14 protein-coding genes and 2 pseudogenes are annotated in these 14,658 nt (G+C 66.4%); 7 read left to right on the top strand and 9 right to left on the bottom strand.

Translation table 11 applies throughout. From position 1 onward, the window contains the following. Together AC1DIP_RS21275 and AC1DIP_RS21270 are read left to right on the top strand one after the other, a co-directional pair. Positions 1–154 (top strand): annotated as a pseudogene (locus AC1DIP_RS21275) (IS481 family transposase); the annotation flags it as partial. Between the two features lie 9 nt (positions 155–163). Beyond that, on the top strand, positions 164–811 hold the full coding sequence (locus AC1DIP_RS21270) for a GNAT family N-acetyltransferase (RefSeq protein WP_477734993.1): 648 nt from the start codon (positions 164–166) through the stop codon (positions 809–811). 200 nt (positions 812–1,011) lie between these two features. On the opposite strand, the gene AC1DIP_RS21265 is transcribed toward AC1DIP_RS21270, so the two are convergent. Both AC1DIP_RS21265 and AC1DIP_RS21260 read right to left on the bottom strand, forming a co-directional pair. Next, on the bottom strand, positions 1,012–2,430 hold the full coding sequence (locus AC1DIP_RS21265; RefSeq protein ID WP_476210001.1) for a PhoH family protein: 1,419 nt from the start codon (positions 2,428–2,430) through the stop codon (positions 1,012–1,014). 239 nt (positions 2,431–2,669) lie between these two features. After that, positions 2,670–3,431: an isoprenyl transferase gene (locus AC1DIP_RS21260; protein WP_141161648.1), complete on the bottom strand. Its 762-nt coding sequence runs from the start codon at positions 3,429–3,431 to the stop codon at positions 2,670–2,672. A gap of 148 nt (positions 3,432–3,579) precedes the next feature. On the opposite strand from AC1DIP_RS21260, the gene trhA reads away from it, so the two are divergent. Next, positions 3,580–4,323 carry a PAQR family membrane homeostasis protein TrhA gene (trhA, locus tag AC1DIP_RS21255; protein ID WP_476210000.1) on the top strand — a complete coding sequence of 248 codons (744 nt, stop codon included), beginning with the start codon at positions 3,580–3,582 and terminating at the stop codon, positions 4,321–4,323. Positions 4,324–4,351: 28 nt separating this feature from the next. Here trhA and AC1DIP_RS21250 read toward each other — a convergent pair whose 3' ends face one another. Together AC1DIP_RS21250 and mca are read right to left on the bottom strand one after the other, a co-directional pair. After that, positions 4,352–4,693, bottom strand: coding sequence for a hypothetical protein (locus tag AC1DIP_RS21250; RefSeq protein ID WP_476209998.1), 342 nt, complete (start codon positions 4,691–4,693; stop codon positions 4,352–4,354). A 97-nt stretch (positions 4,694–4,790) separates the two neighbouring features. After that, positions 4,791–5,696: a mycothiol conjugate amidase Mca gene (gene mca / locus AC1DIP_RS21245; RefSeq protein ID WP_476209996.1), complete on the bottom strand. Its 906-nt coding sequence runs from the start codon at positions 5,694–5,696 to the stop codon at positions 4,791–4,793. Between the two features lie 130 nt (positions 5,697–5,826). Here mca and AC1DIP_RS21240 point away from each other — a divergent pair, with 130 nt between their 5' ends. Then, positions 5,827–6,285: a DUF4307 domain-containing protein gene (locus AC1DIP_RS21240; RefSeq protein WP_476209994.1), complete on the top strand. Its 459-nt coding sequence runs from the start codon at positions 5,827–5,829 to the stop codon at positions 6,283–6,285. Between the two features lie 151 nt (positions 6,286–6,436). Then, positions 6,437–6,859, top strand: a pseudogene (gene greA / locus AC1DIP_RS21235) (transcription elongation factor GreA); the annotation flags it as partial. Between the two features lie 66 nt (positions 6,860–6,925). Here greA and AC1DIP_RS21230 read toward each other — a convergent pair. The 4 genes from AC1DIP_RS21230 to AC1DIP_RS21215 are packed head-to-tail and all read right to left on the bottom strand — an operon-like array spanning position 6,926 to position 11,149. Next, complete coding sequence (locus tag AC1DIP_RS21230; protein ID WP_476211855.1) at positions 6,926–7,546, bottom strand: rhomboid family intramembrane serine protease; 621 nt, start codon at positions 7,544–7,546, stop codon at positions 6,926–6,928. A gap of 17 nt (positions 7,547–7,563) precedes the next feature. Further along, entirely contained in the window at positions 7,564–8,802 is a 1,239-nt protein-coding gene (gene ilvA / locus AC1DIP_RS21225; protein WP_141161183.1) for a threonine ammonia-lyase, read from the bottom strand. A 3-nt stretch (positions 8,803–8,805) separates the two neighbouring features. After that, positions 8,806–10,149 carry an AI-2E family transporter gene (locus tag AC1DIP_RS21220; protein WP_476209991.1) on the bottom strand — a complete coding sequence of 448 codons (1,344 nt, stop codon included), beginning with the start codon at positions 10,147–10,149 and terminating at the stop codon, positions 8,806–8,808. Positions 10,150–10,186: 37 nt separating this feature from the next. After that, positions 10,187–11,149: an aldose epimerase family protein gene (locus tag AC1DIP_RS21215; RefSeq protein WP_476209989.1), complete on the bottom strand. Its 963-nt coding sequence runs from the start codon at positions 11,147–11,149 to the stop codon at positions 10,187–10,189. Between the two features lie 101 nt (positions 11,150–11,250). Here AC1DIP_RS21215 and galT point away from each other — a divergent pair, with 101 nt between their 5' ends. Both galT and galK read left to right on the top strand, forming a co-directional pair. Further along, a complete protein-coding gene (gene galT / locus AC1DIP_RS21210; protein WP_476209987.1) occupies positions 11,251–12,408 on the top strand; it encodes a galactose-1-phosphate uridylyltransferase in 1,158 nt (385 codons plus the stop codon). Continuing rightward, positions 12,405–13,586 (top strand): galactokinase, encoded by a 1,182-nt coding sequence (gene galK / locus AC1DIP_RS21205; RefSeq protein WP_477734992.1) that lies wholly within the window; start codon positions 12,405–12,407, stop codon positions 13,584–13,586. Before galT ends, galK begins: the two co-directional genes overlap by 4 nt. Positions 13,587–13,675: 89 nt before the next feature. Here the strand turns inward: galK and AC1DIP_RS21200 are convergent, their stop codons facing one another. Beyond that, a complete protein-coding gene (locus AC1DIP_RS21200) occupies positions 13,676–14,593 on the bottom strand; it encodes a Bax inhibitor-1/YccA family membrane protein (protein WP_476209983.1) in 918 nt (305 codons plus the stop codon). Between the last annotated feature and the right edge of the window lie 65 nt (positions 14,594–14,658).

Genomic DNA, 14,658 nt, shown 5'->3' with positions numbered 1-14,658 from the left:
ATGGGCCTACGCCCGTCCTTACAGATCAGAGGCCGAGCGTGTTGCCGCTTTCGCTGGCTGGCTCCATCACTACAATCATCATCGAGGTCACACCTCACTCAAAGGTCAGCCACCGGCCAGCCGCGTCACCAACCTCTCAGGTCAATACAGCTAGGCTTCGCGGATGACCACGCTGAGCACACTCTGGCCCCTGTTCGACCTCCGGCTGGCCACGCCCCGGCTGGAGCTCCGTCCCATCACCGACCAGGACATCCCGGCAGCTGTCGTCGCCGCCCGCAACGGCATCCACGATGCCGCCAGGAACCCTTTCAGCACGCCGTGGACAGAACTGCCCGACGACGAGCTTGGCCCCAACATGGCCCGCTGGTACTGGCGTTGCCGCGGCGGGTTCACCCCGGAAGACTGGACGCTGCTCCTGGGCATCTGGCACGACGGGCAGTTCATCGGGTGCCAGGATGTAGGCGCCAGGGAGTTCGCGGTCCGGAAGACCGTCACCACCGGCTCGTGGCTCAAGCAATCCGTCCAGGGCCGCGGGCTGGGCAGGGAGATGCGTGCCGCCGTCGTGCTCTGGGCCTTCGACTGGCTGGGCGCCGAAGTGGCCGAATCCGAAGCCGCGGCCTGGAACAGCGCTTCCCTGGGCGTCTCCCGTTCCCTCGGCTACGAACTGAACGGCACCACCCGCAAAGCCTGGGGCACCAAAGTCGAAACACTCCAGCACGTCCGCCTCACCCCCGAAACCTTCAACCGCCCGGACTGGGAGCTGCATGTCGAGGGCCACGAGGCGGTGGCAAAGTTACTTAAGGTCGCTTGACTGCACAAGGCCGGCCCAAGTCCTTCGCGTAGGAGCGCATCGCCGACCAGAGCGTTGCGCAGGTCGCCCAGCGACCGAAGCAGCGCGCCGGGAGGTGTCTAAGCGACGGCGAAGGGCTTGGGGCGGACGTACCCAGCCACCGAAACGCACGAAGGGCCGTGGCCCGGCGAACCGGGCCACGGCCCCTTGCGTAGGTAAGGTCAGCCCTCCAGGAGCTCCGTCACCAGGGCGGCGATTGGGGACCTTTCCGAGCGGGTCAGGGTGACGTGGCCGAAGAGCGGGTGTCCTTTCAGGGTTTCGACGACGGCGGCGATTCCGTCGTGGCGTCCCACGCGGAGGTTGTCACGCTGGGCGACATCGTGGGTGAGGACGATCTTGGAGTTCTGGCCCATGCGGCTCATGACCGTGAGGAGGACGTTCTTTTCGAGGGACTGGGCCTCGTCCACGATCACGAAGGCGTCGTGGAGGGAGCGTCCGCGGATGTGGGTGAGGGGCATGACCTCGAGCATGCCGCGGTCCATGACCTCCTCCACCACTTCCTGGCTGACCAGGGCGCCGAGGGTGTCGAAGACTGCCTGCGCCCACGGGTTCATCTTCTCGGATTCCGAGCCGGGCAGGTAGCCCAACTCCTGGCCGCCCACTGCATAGAGCGGCCGGAAGACGATCACCTTGCGGTGTTCGCGACGTTCCAGCACGGCCTCAAGGCCCGCGCAGAGGGCCAGCGCGGACTTGCCGGTGCCGGCCCGGCCTCCGATGGAAACAATGCCGACGCCTGGGTCCATCAGCATGTCGATGGCCAGGCGCTGCTCGGCGGACCGGCCGTGGAGGCCGAAGACGTCACGATCGCCCTTGACCAGGCGGACCTGCTTGTCCGCGCCCACCCGGCCCAGTGCGGAGCCGCGGTTGGAGAGCAGCACCAGCCCCGTGTTGACGGGCAGTTCGGCGGCGGCGGGGATGAAGACTGGCTCGTGGCCGTAAAGGGTGGCGATCTCCTGTTCGTCGGCGTCGATTTCCGCGACGCCCGTCCAGCCGGAGTCCTTGACCAGCTCATTGCGGTACTCATCGGCCGTGAGGCCCATGGCGGAGGCTTTGACGCGCATGGGCAGGTCCTTGGAGACCACCGTGACGTTGCGCCCCTCGTTGGCCAGGTTCTTGGCCACGGCGAGGATGCGGCTGTCATTGTCCCCGCTGCGGAACCCCAATGGCAGCACCTCAGCGGAGATGTGGTTCAGCTCCACCATGAGGGTGCCGCCGTCGTCCCCGATGGGCAGGGGCTGGTTCAGGCCGCCGTGCTTGACCCGGAGGTCGTCCAGGAGCCGCAGGGCATTCCGGGCGAAATAGCCCAGTTCCGGATCGTGGCGTTTGGCTTCGAGTTCGGTGATGACCACGACGGGCACCACCACCTCATGTTCGGCGAAGCGCAGGAGTGCCCGCGGGTCGGAGAGCAGGACGGAGGTGTCGATGACGAAGGTGTGGATGTCGGCTTCCCTTCCGGAGACAGCAAAACCGGCCGCAGCATCAGTTGCTGCGCCGGCCTCAGAGGTGGCTCGCTCGGCGCGAGAGGTAGCTTTTCCGCCCTGTCCAACAAGGACCTCGGGCAGTTGTTCAGAAGTAGCCACATCGACTCCAGCCCCGGGCGCCAGCCCGGAATTGTTATTGGTGAGGCGGCTCGGCCACGAGGCCGGATCCGGCCTCCCATACACCCGGTGCGATGTTCCGCTCCATGTACTGGCCTCCCCGATCAGCCGGCGGTTTTGCCTGCTGATGGATATAACGTAAATCCACTCCGGGTCATTTCCGCAACTATTTGGCGGCGATTTCTCCGGCGGATGTATGAACTCGTGATGAACCGGGGGTTTCAGGCGCCGAAGCGCCGCTGCCGGCCGGCATAGTCCCGCAGCGCGCGGAGGAAATCGACCTTGCGGAAGGCAGGCCAGAGGGCCTCGCAGAAATAGAACTCGCTGTAGGCGCTCTGCCACATCAGGAACCCGGAGAGCCGCTGTTCCCCCGATGTCCTGATGACCAGGTCGGGGTCCGGCTGGCCGCGCGTGTAGAGGAAGCGTGAGATGTCATCGACGCACAGGTCGTCGGCGAGCTTGGAGATGTCCATGCCCTTGGCCACGGCATCATGGAGGAGTTCCCGGACGGCGTCGACGATCTCCCGGCGCCCGCCGTACCCCACCGCAACGTTCACGTGGATTTTTTCCCGGACAGGGGTCCTGGCGGTGAGCTTGTTCAGCCTCTCGGCCAGGTAGTCCGGCAGCAGTTCCGGGGCGCCCATGGCGTGGACGGAGATGTTGGCATCTTCGTCCAGCCGGTCGAGGGTGTTAGCGATGATCCCCATGAGGAGGTCCAGTTCCTCGCTGGAGCGGTTCATGTTGTCCGTGGAGAGCATGTACAGCGTCACCACTTTGACGCCCAGCTCCTGGCACCAGCCCAGGAACTCGTGGATCTTGTCCGCACCGGCCTGGTGCCCTTGGGCGGTGGGGGCGTTGAACTGCTTGGCCCAGCGCCGGTTGCCGTCCACCATGACACCAATGTGCCGGGGAATGCGGTCACGGGGTAGATCCTTGAGCAGCCGGCGCTCGTAATAGCCATAGAGGAACCCGGGCAACTCCACGCGTCCACTCACCTGACTTTCCTGCCGTACGTACATCCACATCCTAGGCTACCGCCAGCCGTCCCCCGGGACAGGCAGCACGGCAGGACAGGCCTTCACAGGAAGTTACCCGGCGGTAACTTACCGGTCCGTAAGTTATTCTGGTGCCATGAACAGCGACTCTCCGCAGGCCTCCCCGGCGCCCCGCCCGGAGGACAGGAACGCCGGTGCGGATCCGGAGCCCAGTGCAGTGGATGAGGCGGCGGTCCGCCTGGCGGAACTGTTGATGATCAAACCGAAATGGCGCGGCTGGATCCACACGGTCACGGCCCCGCTGGCACTCGTGGCCGGGATCATCCTGGTTGCCCTGGCCCCCACCCCGGACCGGCGGATTACCTCTGCCATCTACGCCGCCACGGGCGTCCTGCTCTTCGGAGTCAGCGCCGTCTACCACCGCGGCAATTGGTCACCGCGGGTCAAGCTCGTCCTGAAGCGGCTGGACCACACCAACATCATGCTGGTGATCGCCGGCACCTACACCCCGCTGGCCTGGACCCTGCTGGAGCGGCAGCAGGCGGTGGTGCTCCTCTGGGTCATCTGGGCCGGAGCCATCCTGGGCGTCCTGTTCCGGCTGCTGTGGACGGATGCGCCGCGCTGGCTCTACGTTCCCATCTACATCGCACTGGGCTGCGGCGCGCTCTTCTACCTGCCGCAGTTCTTCCAGGCCAGCATTCCGGCAGCCGTCCTGGTCTGCGTGGGCGGCGTCCTGTACATCACGGGCGCCGTGTTCTACGCACTGAAGAAGCCCAATTTCAGTTACCACCACTTCGGGTTCCACGAACTGTTCCACGCGCTCACGGTGCTGGCCTTCACGGCCCACTTCGTGGCGATTGCCTTGGCGGTCCTTGCCTAGATTCACCGGAGCCGCCGCCTGGCATTCCCTACTCGCCGGGCCGTGAAAGCCCGTCGGCGGGGCCGTTTCCGTTAGCCTTCGGCACTGCCTGGTGCGTGCCGGCGTCGAGCCCGTCCTGCGCGTCCGCCGCGTCAATGTCTGCCTCGGCAGCGGCCGCCAGGCGTTCTTCCTCGACTTGGGCGCGGTAGCGGACCCGGCGGATGCGGCGCACCATGTCCACGATGAGCAGGGCAGTGGCCACAACGAAGAACGCCGTCATGATGAAGCCCAGCAGGCCCGGCGTTACCTGGTCCTCGGAAATCCCGTCCCGGAGTGTCGGAGTGGGCAGCGGGCTCGGCGTGGTGGCGAGGCTCAAGAGCAGAGAATGCACGGTAAATACCTTCTGGTGGAACGGATGCAGCAGGACGCGGAGGAAACGGCCCGTCGCCGCGTCTGTCTTCTACACAAGATAGAAATAGCCTGCGTATCTATCTTAGCCCGGCGAACAGGTCCTTCTCGGGGAGTTCGGACGGCACCCGCGAGTGGATCAGGGAATAGTCCTCCCAGGGCCAGACCCGGCGCTGCATGTCCGGCGACACCGCGAAAAAGAACCCCAGCGGGTCAACCTGGGTGCGGTGGGCGCGCAGTGCGTCGTCGCGCATTTCAAAGAAGTCGCCGCAGTCCACCTGGGTGGTGGTGGGGTGCGCGGCAGGGGGTGGCGTGTGGCCTTCCGCATCTGACTCCAGCCAGGCCGCCAGGCGCTCGGCGTACGGAGACTGCAGTCCCGCCTCTTCGAGGGCAAAGTGCAGGGCCCGGAACCGTTCCGGGCTGAAAGCACGGTCGTAGTAGAGCTTGCTTGGCTCCCAGGCCTCCCCCGCCTCGGGGTAGCGTTCGGGATCGCCTGCAGCATGGAAGGCTTCCACGGCTACCCGGTGGGCCATGATGTGGTCCGGGTGGGGGTAGCCGCCGTTCTCGTCATAGCTCAGGATCACGTGCGGCTTGAAGGACCGCACCAGCCGAACCAGGGGCGCCGCTGCCTGCTGGAGCGGGAGGGTGGCAAAGGATCCGGCCGGAAGCGGCGGAAGCGGGTCCCCTTCGGGGAGGCCGGAATCAACGAAGCCAAGCCACCGCTGCTTGATGCCCAGGATGGCGGCGGCCTGCTGCATCTCCAGCCTCCGGGCACCGGCCATGTCCCTTTTCGGATGCGGCACGCCTTCCATGGCAGGGTTCTGGATGTCGCCGCGGGAGCCGTCCGTGCAGGTTGCCACCAGGACGTCGACACCGGCTGATGCGTACATCGCCATGGTTGCAGCGCCCTTGCTGGATTCGTCGTCCGGGTGGGCGTGGACCGCGAGCAGCCGGAGCGGAACCTGGGAGTTGCTGGACGCTGTCATGGAGGGGACGGCTCCTTATTCATTGTGCGCGGCTTGTGGCAGCTTACGGTTGTTGGTCGCGGCGCATTGGCCCGGGCGGCAGCCGCAGCCACCGCGAAGAGTCCGGCGGAAAGGGCACTAAACTGGTCTGGTGACTTCCCCGGACCAGCCGGCCCAATCCGCGCCCGCAGACACTAGCCTAGCCAATCGGTATGGTGCTAAAAAGCGCCGGCTCTCCCCCAAAGCTGCCCGGGTGGCCATCGGCGCCGCGCTCGTTGTCGGAATCGGCTTCCTGGCGTGGGTGACCACCTCCAACTCACTGGCAGGGGTGACGTACAAGGACGTGGGATACAGCACCACCGATGCCACGCTGGCGGAAGTGGACTTCCAGGTCACCAGGGAACCGGCCAACCCCGTCAAGTGTGCCGTGAAGGCGCTGGACTCCAAGTTCGCGGTGGTGGGCTGGAAGGTGGTGGACATTCCGCCGTCGGCAGCGGACGGGACGGCCGACGGCGGCAGGACAGTCGCCCAGCGCGTCACGTTGCGTACGGAGTCGGCGTCCGTGTCAGGCGTGGTGGACAGCTGCTGGATTCCCGCCGGAGCGTCGTAAAGGATGTGATGCGCGACGCTTGCTTGTTGGGTTATCTCTAGAGGATTGACTACAATGGAGAGATACCTTTACCCCGCTGAGCTGGTTACTGTTCCACAAGTGGCCACCGTGGCGGGGTCTTTTGCATGTAAGACCACTAGAGGAGAAGTCCGTGTCTACCACCAACAGCGCATCTGCAGCCTGGCTTACCCAGGAAGCTTTTGACCGCCTGAAGGCAGAGCTGGACCACCTTTCCGGCGCAGGCCGGGCGGAGATCGTCCAGAAGATTGAAGCAGCGCGGCAAGAGGGGGACCTCAAGGAAAACGGGGGCTACCACGCGGCCAAGGAGGAGCAGGGCAAGATTGAAGCCCGCATCCGCCAGCTGACGGTCCTGCTCCGGGACGCCCATGTGGGTGAAGCGCCTGCCGATGACGGCATCGTTGAGCCCGGCATGCTCGTGGTTGCAAGGATCGCCGGGGATGAGGAGACCTTCCTGCTGGGGTCCCGCGAGATCGCCGGCGACTCGGACCTGGATGTCTTCAGCGAGAAGTCTCCCCTTGGTGCGGCCATCCTGGGGCACAAGGAGGGCGAGACGTCCCCACCAGGGGACGGCCGCCGCTTTTGTGTGCGCACAATGTGCCGCGGGGACGCAGGACCGGAGTCAGGCCTCCCGCGGGAGAGCGGGGACGCGTGGACGCAGCAGCAGCGCCGCCACTACACCGCCGGCAGCGCCACCCAGGTGCGCCTGCCAGCTCACGTAGCCCGCCACAAAGGGAAGGGCACCCAGCAGGATGCTTCCATAACCCATGAAGAGGACAACTGCGAGCAGGATCTGCCGCCAGCTGCGGTTGAAGAACCCACGGACCAGGAGGAAGGCAAAGAGCCCGAAGACAAGCCCGGATGCGCCCACCGTGACACCGTCGCCGATAAGCCAGACAGCCACTCCGCTGCCGAGCCAGCTGAAGGCCAGCGCCGTGAGGAAGACCCGCAGCCCGGAAAGGAAGACCAGGAACCCGAAGATGACCAAGGGCAGGCTGTTGGACAGCAGGTGGTTCAGGTTGGCATGCAGGAGCGGGAAGGTGAAGATATCCAGCAGCCCGTCCACGCTCCTGGGCCGCAGCCCGAAGGTGCGCGTAAGGGCACCCATCATCAGCGTGTCCACCACTTCGATGGCAAACAGCAGTGCCACGAATCCGCCAAGCACCAACAGGGCGCCCTTGGCGCGCGACGCGATGGTCTGCCGGTCCGGGCCGCGCCCGCTGCTCCCCAGTCCGCTACCCAGCCCGGCCACGGCCGTTCCTAGTGGACGACAATCGGCTGGAAGCCCTCGGCGCGAAGTGCACTGAGGACCTGTTCGCCGTGCTGGTGGCCCTTGGTTTCAAGGTTCACGGTGATGGAGACATCACCCATGCTGATGGAGCCGCCCACCCTGGTATGGTCCAGGCCGGTGACGTTGGCGTCGTTTTCGGCGATGATGCGGGCAATGGTGGCCAGCGAACCCGGGCGGTCATCGAGCATCATCCGCACCGTCATGTAGCGTCCGGCCGCGGAGAGGCCGCGCTGGATGACTTTGAGCATCAGCATCGGGTCGATGTTTCCCCCGGAGAGGACCACCACGGTGGATCCCGGGTTTTCAATCTTGCCGTCCATGAGTGCGGCGACACCCACTGCCCCGGCGGGTTCCACCACCATCTTGGCCCGCTCGAGCAGGAAGATCAGGGCGCGGGCCAGGGAGTCTTCACTGACGGTGACCACATCGTCAACCAGTTCGCGGATGATGCTGAAGGGCAGCTGCCCCGGTCGTCCCACGGCGATGCCGTCCGCCATGGTGGAGACCTTCTTCAGGGGCACCAGTGCGTCGGCGGCGAGTGAGGGCGGGTAGGCGGCGGCGTTCTCCGCCTGGACGCCGATGATGCGGATCTCCCGGCCGAGTTCCCTGGCGCGGGCCTTGATGGCGACCGCAACTCCCGCCAGGAGCCCGCCGCCGCCCACGCCCATGAGGACCGTGTCGACGTCCGGGACCTGCTCAAGGATTTCCAGGCCTACGGTCCCCTGGCCTGCCACTACGTCCACGTTGTCGAACGGGTGGACAAAGACCATGCCGGTTTCATCGCTGTAGCGCTGGGCTTCGGCGAGCGCCTCGTCCACGTTGTGCCCGTGCAGGATCACTTCGGCGCCGTGGCTCCGGGTGGCGGCGAGTTTGGGCAGCGCTACGCCCAGCGGCATGTAGATACGGGCTTTGATGCCGAGGCTCTTGGCGGCAACGGCAACGCCCTGGGCGTGGTTGCCGGCAGAGGCTGCCACGACGCCCCGTTTCTTCTCTTCCGGGGAGAGCCGGGCCATGCGGACGTAGGCCCCACGCACCTTGAAGGACCCGGCACGCTGCAGGTTTTCGCATTTGAAATGGACGTCGCCGCCCACCATTCCGCCCAGTGCCCGGGAAGATTCAACGGGGGTGCGCGCAATGATCCCGTCAAGCAGCTTCTGCGCCTCAAGGACATCGTCCAGTGTGACGGGAAGGGTTTCAAGGATCTTCACGGACTACTCTCCTCTGGGTTTTGCCCCGCTGCCCTCCGGAGAGGCGGCGCGGGCATCACGGTGCTCGGATGACGTGCCGGCTTCCGGGCCGTTCCCGGAACCGGATGCAGTTGGCGGTTCAACGTCCTCGATGGTGTTGTCCCCGCCCGCTCCGGCAGTGATGGGCCTCCCGGCAATTACCGGCACTTGTTCATGTTCCCACGTTCTGGCGGCAATGTAGCGAACGGCCGAGTTTGCTACGGCGAGGATCGGCACGGAGAACAGCGCGCCGGGAATGCCGGCGAGGTACGAGCCTGCCGCAACGCTGAGGATCACGGCGACCGGATGGAGTGACACTGCCTTGCCCATGACCAGGGGCTGGAGGATGTGGCCCTCGAGCTGCTGGACCAGCAGGACGATGCCCAGCATGATCAGGGCGTTCACGGGGCCGTTGGCGACCAGGGCCAGGAGGACGGCCACGACGCCGGTCACCAGGGCGCCCACGACGGGAATGAAGGAGCCGAGGAACACCAGCACGCCCAGGGGAAGCGCGAGCGGGACACCAATGATGGCAGCGCCCACGCCGATGCCCAGCGCGTCGACGGCGGCCACGAACATCTGGATGCGCGCGTAGCTGACCATGGATGCCCAGCCCTTGTGACCGGCACCGAAGGTTGCTGCCCGGGCTTTGCGGGGAAGCATCCTGACCAGGAAGGCCCAGATCCGGTCCCCTTCCAGGAGGAAGAAGATAAGGATGAACAGCGAGAGCAGCATGCCGGCGGCGAAGTGTCCGGCAGTGCTGCCAAAGGACAGGGCCCCGCTGACGATGCTGCTGCTGTTGTTCTGCAGTGCGTCGGTGGCGTCCTTGACGTACTGGTCGATCTGGGTGGCGGTCAGGTGCAGCGGGCCGGCCGACAGCCAGTCCTGGACCTGCCGCACGCCTTCGAGGGCCTGGGAGTAGAGTTCGCCGAAACCGACCACCAGCTGCCTGCCCACCAGTGCCAGCGCACCGGCAATCACGCCAATGAACCCGATCACGGTCACTGCGACGGCCAGCCCTGCGGGCAGCCCGCGGCGCTTCAGCCATGACGTGACCGGGCTGAGCAGTCCGGCAAGGAGTGCGGCCACCATGATGGGAATGATCAGGAGGGTGATGTGGCTGAGCAGCCACACCAGCGTCCCGGCCATCAGGAGGATCAGGCCCAGCCGCCACGACCAGGAGGCGGCGATGCGGATGCCGTACGGGATGTCCTTGTCCAGCTCACGGTCGGTGAGGACCCGCAGGGGCGCCGCGGCGGTGGCAGGTGCCGGCGCGGGGGGTACCGGTGCTGGAGTGGCAAGGGTAACGTCGTCCTCTTTTGGCGTCATGTACCAATACTTCCCCAGCAACCGCCCCAATGGGAAACTAGTGCCCTGCCGTGCCGGGGGCGTAGTCGATTCCCCATTCCATACTGAAGGACTCCCCCGGCGCGACCCATCGAAGGCCGTCGCCGGAGTTGAAGGCATTGGCCGGTCCCGTCATCGGCTCCACGGCCACCGCCCGCGTCCGGCCCGGATAGACCGTGCTCACGAAGACGTGGACGTACTGGCAGGATTCGTCCTGCCAGAGCGACACGCTGCTGCCGTCACCCGCGGCCAGGGTATGCCTGGCCACTCCGCCCTCAAAGCGGAGGTCCGTCAGGGCAACGTCCACCGCAAGGTCCGCGATGCGGCGGCCGGCCCGGAAATCAACTTCCCCGTCAACCGGGGCCATGCTGCGCGGGATGAGGCGCTCATCGGTTACCAGGCGCGTGCCGGCGGACACTGTCAGCTGCAGGTCCCCGGGCGGAGTGTCACCGACCCGCAGGTAGGGATGCGCGCCGAGGACGAAGGGGGCGGCTGCCGCACCGTCATTGGTGAGGGTCTGCCGGACCTGCAGCCCCAGGTCTTCCGAAAGCTGGTACTCCACCCGGTGACGCACCAGGAACGGGTAGCCGTGCTGCGGAAAGACGGTAGCCTCCAGCGCCACAGCGTGCGGGGATTCAGCTGCTTGAACGTAGCCGGCATTTCGAAGCAGGCCATGGCTGGCGTTGTTGCGGGACACTTCGGTGATGTCCAGTTGTTGCTTCCTGCCGTCGAGGAACCATTCTCCGTCCTCCACCCTGTTGGCCCAGGGAGCCAGCGTGATGCCGGCCCCGCCCGGTGCAATCTCGTCATCGCCATAGGTCTCTGTCAGGAGGACCCCGCCCCGGCTGAACGATCGGAGGCCGGCGGCGAGTTCGGTCACCACGGCCACGGCGTCACCGCGGCGGAGCTCGTATTGCCGGCCTGTGGCGCAGGGCCGGGCGGGGGCGGGGGAAGTGGTTTCCGGTTCGGAAAAGGCAGTCATGGGGATTACCGTACATCGGGCGGACGAGCTCCTCCATCCCACCCTCTGTTACTTTTTGTTCTTAACTATTCATTTTTGATCGTTTGTGCCAAACTTTTTCCATGACAGGGATCACCAGCACCAATCTCTCCGACGGCCGGGAGCTGTTCTACTTCGACGACGCCGGCACCAGCGTCCCGCGTTCGGCGCACTTCACGACCGACCACCGCGGCCTCCCGCCACGGGCGGAACCCGGAGAGGTCCGTTTCGACGCACTGACCGACGAGTGGGTGGCCATCGCAGCGCACCGCCAGGCCCGCACCCACCTGCCGCCGGCGGACCAGTGCCCCATCTGCCCCACCACCCCCGGGAATGCTTCCGAAATTCCTGCCGCCGACTATGACGTGGTGGTTTTCGAAAACCGGTTTCCCTCCCTGGGACCGGCGCTGGGGCCGGTTCCGGAGGATGCCGCGTGGGGCACCAAAGGCCCTGCCTACGGCCGCTGCGAGGTGGTGTCTTTCACTCCGGACCACACCGGGTCCTTCAGCGGGCTGAGCCAGGAGCGGTCCCGGACCGTGGTCGAGGCGTGGGCGCAGCGCACCGCTGCCCTTAGTGCGATGACGGGCATCAGGCAGGTGTTTCCGTTCGAGAACCGCGGCGCGGACATCGGCGTGACCCTGCACCATCCACACGGACAGATCTACGCCTACCCCTACGTGACGCCGCGCGCCGGTGTCCTGGGTGCGGCGGCCCGGAGGTACTACGACGCCAGGGATGGCCGGGATACCCTCACCGGTTCCCTGCTCCGCGCTGAGCGGGAGGACGGCAGCAGGATGGTGGTGGAAGGAAAGCACTTCAGCGCCTATGTACCCTTCGCTGCCCGGTGGCCGCTGGAGATCCACTTGGTTCCGCACCGCCAGGTCCCCGACCTCGCCGCACTGGGCGGGGAGGAGAAGGATGAACTGGCCCATGTCTACCTGGACCTGCTCAAGCGGGTGGACGCCCTGTATCCCACGCCCACCCCGTACATCTCGGCCTGGCACCAGGCGCCGCTGGACGCGGTCCTGCGGCCGGCGGGCTACCTCCACCTCCAGCTGACATCCCCGCGCAGGGCAGCCGATAAGCTGAAGTACTTGGCCGGGTCGGAAGCGGCGATGGGCGCCTTCATCAACGACACCACCCCCGAAGTCGTGGCGGAACGGCTGCGCAGTGTTGCCGTGCCGCCGTCGTCCACCCCTGCTGCCGCCCCCGCGGCCACGACGGAAGGAGCACACGCGTGAGCACCCAGTACCACGGCAACGATGCCGGAGCCGCGGCGAAGGGGCTGGCGGCACGTTTCGAACATGAGTTCGGCGGCGCTCCCGACGGTGTGTGGCAGGCGCCGGGACGGGTGAACCTCATCGGCGAACACACGGACTACAACGAAGGCTTCGTGCTGCCCTTCGCCATCGACCGCACCGCCCGGGTGGCCGTGGCTGTCCGGCCGGACTCCACCGTCCGCCTGTTGTCGACCTACGGTGACCAGGGCCTGGTCACCACCTCGCTGGAGTCACTGCAGCCCGGAACCGCCAAGGGGTGGACCAAATACCCCCTGGGCGTCATGTGGGCCCTCCAGGAACGGGGCACCGGCGTCCCGGGCCTGGACCTGCTCCTCGACTCAAACGTCCCGCTGGGTGCGGGCCTGTCGTCGTCGCACGCCATCGAATGCGCTGTCATCACCGCACTCAACGACCTCACCGGCGCCGGGCTTGCGGCCGAGGACATGGTGCTGGCAACCCAGCGGGCGGAGAACGACTTTGTGGGTGCGCCCACCGGAATCATGGACCAGTCCGCGTCCCTGCGCGGCTCCAAGGGCCATGCAGTGTTCCTGGACTGCCGGGACCAGGCGGCGCGCCTGGTCCCGTTTCAAACCGAACCCGCAGGCCTGGTGCTCCTGGTGATCGATACCAAGGTGTCGCACTCCCACGCCGACGGCGGTTACGCCTCACGGCGGGCATCGTGCGAGCTCGGCGCCGAGGTAATGGGGGTGAAGGCCCTGCGGGACCTGGAGGTTGCGGACCTTGAGGAGGCCAGCGGGCTGCTGGACGAGGTCACGTTCCGTCGGGTGCGGCACGTGGTCACCGAGAATGACAGGGTGCTCCAGACCGTGGAGTTGCTGGGCGGGCCCGGCCCAAGCGCCATCGGCCCCCTGCTGGACGCCAGCCACGCGTCCATGCGGGACGATTTCGAAATTTCATGCCCTGAGCTGGACCTGGCCGTGGACACCTCCCGGGCCAACGGCGCCATCGGTGCCCGCATGACCGGCGGAGGCTTCGGCGGGGCAGCCATTGCCCTGACCCCGGTGGACGCCGAACAAAAGGTGCGCGACGCCGTCGTGAAGGCTTTCGCGGACGCCGGCTTTGCGGCCCCGGACATCTTCACGGTCTCCCCTGCAGCCGGAGCCATGCGGGTCGCCTAGGCAGGCCTCGCACTAAATGACCGTGGGCCCCACCGGTTCGGTGGGGCCCACGGTCAATTAAAGTACGACGGCGGAAGTTGCCGTAGTGCCTAGTCGTCGCCGCGCAGGATGGCCAGCAGGCGGATGATCTCCACGTACAGCCAGACCAGCGTGACCGTGAGGCCGAACGCCGCCGTCCAGGAGAACCGCTGCGGGGCGCCGCTGCGGACGCCCGCCTCGATGCTGGTGAAGTCCATGATCAGCGAGAAGGCGGCGAGGCCGATGGCCAGCAGGCCGATGAAGACGCCCAGCGGGATGCCGAAGATCTCGAAGGAGGTGCGCAGGCCAAACGGGCTCTGCACGGCGCCAGTCCACATCATGACCATGTTGATCAGCGCAAAGACGGCGTAGCCGATAAGAGCGATCATGAAGAACCGCATGGCCTTCGGGGTGGCCCGGACCTTGCCGCTCTTGAACAGGAGCAGCGTCACGGCGAACACCGAGAGCGTGCCGATGACGGCCTGCAGCCCGACGCCGGGGAACATCCCGTCCAGGATGCGGGTCAGGCCGCCAAGGAACAGGCCCTCCAGGGCGGCGTAGGCCAGGATCAGCGCCGGCGAGGGCTGCTTCTTGAAGGTGTTGACCAGCGCCAGGACGAATCCGCCCAGCGCACCGACCACCATCAGCAGGGAAGCCAGGCCCTGCGCCACCACCAGGGTGACTGCTGCGCCGGCAATCACCGCGGCCAGGCATGCGGCGGTCTTCATGATGACGTCGTCGAACGTCATCCGGCCGGTGTCCGCGGGGCCTGCCGAGGGCTGGCTGTACATCTGCCGCAGCTGCTCGTCGGTCATGCTCTGCGGCTGGGTGCCCCAACCCTGTTGGCCATAAGGCTGCTGGCCGTAGGAGGCCTGGCCGTACGGCTGCTGGCCGTAGGGAGCGCCATAGGGAGCCTGCGGGACAGGCGGTGCCTGGGTGGCTCCACGGAAACTCTTTCCGTTGAAGATCGGGTTGCCGCCAAGTGCCATTGCGGGATTCCTCCATGTGGGTGTGGGTGATGAGCTTTTTGTTACGCTACCAATTCCCACGTGGG

The organism is Pseudarthrobacter sp. 05T312 (genome assembly GCF_056396685.1).
The sequence above is the reverse complement of the archived record's forward strand: the minus strand, read 5'-3'. Positions and strand labels throughout refer to the sequence as shown.

Coding starts and splice junctions, on each gene's coding strand:
- AC1DIP_RS21270 (WP_477734993.1), top strand. CDS start 164: ATGACCACGCTGAGCACACTCTGGCCCCTGTTCGACCTCCGGCTGGCC.
- trhA (WP_476210000.1), top strand. CDS start 3,580: ATGAACAGCGACTCTCCGCAGGCCTCCCCGGCGCCCCGCCCGGAGGAC.
- mca (WP_476209996.1), bottom strand. CDS start 5,696: ATGACAGCGTCCAGCAACTCCCAGGTTCCGCTCCGGCTGCTCGCGGTC.
- AC1DIP_RS21220 (WP_476209991.1), bottom strand. CDS start 10,149: ATGACGCCAAAAGAGGACGACGTTACCCTTGCCACTCCAGCACCGGTA.
- AC1DIP_RS21215 (WP_476209989.1), bottom strand. CDS start 11,149: ATGACTGCCTTTTCCGAACCGGAAACCACTTCCCCCGCCCCCGCCCGG.
- galT (WP_476209987.1), top strand. CDS start 11,251: ATGACAGGGATCACCAGCACCAATCTCTCCGACGGCCGGGAGCTGTTC.
- AC1DIP_RS21200 (WP_476209983.1), bottom strand. CDS start 14,593: ATGGCACTTGGCGGCAACCCGATCTTCAACGGAAAGAGTTTCCGTGGA.